Origin of the sequence: Serratia sp. Ag1 (genome assembly GCF_000743355.1) — a bacterium.
Taxonomy (GTDB): domain Bacteria; phylum Pseudomonadota; class Gammaproteobacteria; order Enterobacterales; family Enterobacteriaceae; genus Chania.
The window spans coordinates 1-891 of sequence record NZ_JQEI01000091.1 but is presented as its reverse complement, the minus strand read 5'-3'; the positions used below and the strand labels follow the sequence as shown (position 1 = coordinate 891).

At 48.4% G+C, this 891-nt stretch carries 1 pseudogene; it reads right to left on the bottom strand.

What is annotated here, in order from left to right:
- Positions 1-855 (bottom strand): annotated as a pseudogene (locus IV04_RS26995) (IS3 family transposase); the annotation flags it as partial.
- Positions 856-891 lie beyond the last annotated feature (36 nt).

The following is an 891-nucleotide window of genomic DNA, read 5'->3' as shown; positions in this document are numbered from 1 at the left end:
CTCACACGCCATCTGTAACGCCTTCACGGTCAGTTCCGTATCAGGTGAATAGGACATTGCCCAGCCAACTGGCTTGCGGGCAAACAGATCCAACACAACAGCAAGATACGCCCAGCGCTTACCTGTCCAGATGTGCGTCACATCACCACACCAAACCTGATCTGGTCGGGTGACAGCAAAATGACGCTCAAGCAGGTTAGGGATATCAATGCGTTCACTTCCACCTCGTTTATAGTGGTGCGCAGGAAGCTGACAACTCGTTATATCAAGCTCTTTCATTAGCTTACCAGCAAGCCAACGTCCCAGTTTTACCCCTTTATTCGTCACCATCGTGGCAATATTTCTGGCACCTGCAGAGCCGCCACTAGCCTGCCAGACTTCACTGACCAAACTGCGTTTTATGACACGCTCTGCATTCGGCACCTTTTTACGGCTGTGCCAATATCGGTAACTGCTACGGTGGACCTCAAAGAGTTGGCATAACGCTTTAACGGGATAAAGCGCGCTCAATTTGTTAACTATCGCGAATTGTTCAACGAGTCCGACATCAAGAGCGCGGTAGCCTTTTTTAGAATATCGTTTTCCATTTCAAGACGTTGTATTCTTTTTTTCATTTCACGTAGTTCGTTCTGCTCGGGTGTCAATGGCAGCCCAGCAGGCGCTTTGCCTTGACGTTCAAGACGGAGCTTGTTCACCCAGCGAGTCAAAGCAGAAAGGCTGACGTTCATCGCCTTTGCTGCCTCTACAAAGGTGTATTGCTGGTCAACAACCAGCTTGGCTGCTTCAAGTTTAAATTCTGCTGTGAAATGTTTACCCATCGTATCACCTGTAACGTTATTGAGGTGAGGATATCACCTCTGGTCAGGTGGCCAAATTCATTAAACCACTACA